This window comes from Rahnella sp. ChDrAdgB13, assembly GCF_017655185.1.
Lineage (GTDB): Bacteria > Pseudomonadota > Gammaproteobacteria > Enterobacterales > Enterobacteriaceae > Rahnella > Rahnella contaminans.
This window is the reverse complement of the sequence record NZ_JAEMGT010000146.1, coordinates 1-1,821: the sequence shown is the minus strand read 5'-3', so window position 1 is coordinate 1,821 and position 1,821 is coordinate 1. Positions and strand designations below refer to the sequence as shown.

Below are 1,821 nucleotides of genomic sequence, written 5' to 3'. Positions count from 1 at the left end.
GCGTTCTTGCCGAAAAGCCAGAGTTCCTCAACCAGAATACGCCCGGCTTTTTTACCCGACACGGTGTCACTATCAGCGGCCACGACTTTAAGGCTGTTGCGATTTATGCGATGGGTAATGGTTCTGATGTGATCCTGAATATGGAAGATGGTTGATAACTCCTCATCTTCCCTCACCATACTGGCTGCCGGTTTGAAGCAGTTATCTGCTACCTCTTTAGTAGGCGCTAAAATCAGGTGCTCTTCATCAGCGCGCCAGCAAATAATCAGTGCGGTGAGCATTATGCCCGCCGCAATTGTGGATTTTGTGTTCTTTTTGCTGATGAGTAAGCCGTATTCACGGATCAGCTGCTTTCCGGTTGCCTGGTCATATCCACCGAAGATGGCCAGCACAAAATCAAACACCCAATCTTCCGAGCACTCCCCAAAGGTCGGTTTACCCGGCACATCAGTTACTCTCAATTCTTTGAAAATTGACAGAGCATACTGCCCGGAGTCAGGGAATATCGGCGGCGGAATGATGGACTCACGATTAACAAGCTTCGCCGCCCAATCTGTGCATGCTGTAGACCATTCGGGCATTTACTGTTTCCCGTTGTTGACAACCAGCTGAGGCGGGGCCATTCCCGCAAATTTGCTGGCAACCGCTTTAGCGGCCGCCTGCTTCGCATCTTTTTTGCCACCCTCCCCTTTTTTCGGGTGCGTATAAGGCAACATCGCTTTAGCCGCATCACGCCTGCCCATATTGTCAGGCTCCACCCCGTTCATGACCGCTTTCAGGTATTCGATCGGGTCCTCGTAATACCGTCCGGCACCACCGCGCTTTTCGTCGGTGTTTACCGTTGGGGTGTAAACATTGTCGGCGGGGGTGTTAACATTTTTTCGGTATGCCGGAACGTCATCAACCTCAATAACCTCGTTCTTTTTGCGTTCAGTAAATGCGATGACCTCCGGGGCTTTAGCGAGCTGCGACCCCTTGGAGCGCGCGGATTTTTCAGAATATCCAGCTTCGATTGCCGCATCTTTTTTTGACATTCCGGACATCAGCGCAAGGGCAAATTTTCGCTTCTGCGCTGTTAACATGTTTATACCCTCCAGAGGGGGAAATTTTCTGCGCGTGAGAGGGAGCGCGGTTTCGCGGGTAAGAGGGGTTGAAGCTTTCCCCTACCCCCCCACCCCTCTCAGGCGTGCTCACCTTCCCTTCATGTCGTCCCGCGTCTTCTTCCGATGGCAACCGTCATCACCATTGCAGAGGATCTGACAGTTATCGTCGGTATCAGGGCCACCCTGATAGAGCGATACGATGTGATCAAGTTCAAACCCATTTGGGTATTCAGTCAGGCGTCCGCAGACCGCACAGCATGGACTGGCTGCCCACATACGCTTGCGACGCGCCTGTAATTTCCAGCCGGTGATGCGGCTGTCAGCGATAACCATTGGCTTCAATCGCTGCGCCGTCACAACCTGCAGCCGGGGCTTGAGTGTCATTAGCTTTGCCATTCAATAGGTCCTGCAAGACGCCAAGCGCGACGCCGTTCTATCCTTGGTTGATTGTCAGGGTGTCGCTCGACCGTTATGCCGTCAGCATGATCCACCAACGAGTAGCAGGGATAGATGACCTTGCCGCCCAGCGCGTCACCGACTGCGTAGTCAGCTGCCTTGGTGCGATTCCAGTTCTGGATGATGCAGCTTAGTCCGCTGACTGGCGGGCTGTAGCACACACCATGAATAAGACGGTCCATCGTGATGTAATCGCCTCGGCGCTTATCGGCATCAATCAGGCTGGCTGCTATCTGCTGCTGATACTGTGGCGGGCGGCCGG

General features: G+C 53.5%; 3 protein-coding genes and 1 pseudogene. All 4 read right to left on the bottom strand.

The features are described from left to right. Window positions 1-581: terminase large subunit domain-containing protein (locus tag J8X26_RS25250; RefSeq protein ID WP_244370856.1), on the bottom strand; the 581-nt coding region annotated here is incomplete at its 3' end. Further along, on the bottom strand, window positions 582-1,082 hold the full coding sequence (locus J8X26_RS25245; RefSeq protein ID WP_208952327.1) for a terminase small subunit: 501 nt from the start codon (window positions 1,080-1,082) through the stop codon (window positions 582-584). It lies immediately after the preceding gene. A gap of 108 nt (window positions 1,083-1,190) precedes the next feature. Further along, the gene (locus J8X26_RS25240) at window positions 1,191-1,499 is read right to left on the bottom strand and encodes an HNH endonuclease signature motif containing protein (RefSeq protein ID WP_208952326.1); all 309 of its coding nucleotides are present in this window, start codon (window positions 1,497-1,499) and stop codon (window positions 1,191-1,193) included. Further along, window positions 1,487-1,821, bottom strand: a pseudogene (locus tag J8X26_RS25235) (hypothetical protein); the annotation flags it as partial. The pseudogene J8X26_RS25235 and the gene J8X26_RS25240, both read right to left, overlap by 13 nt.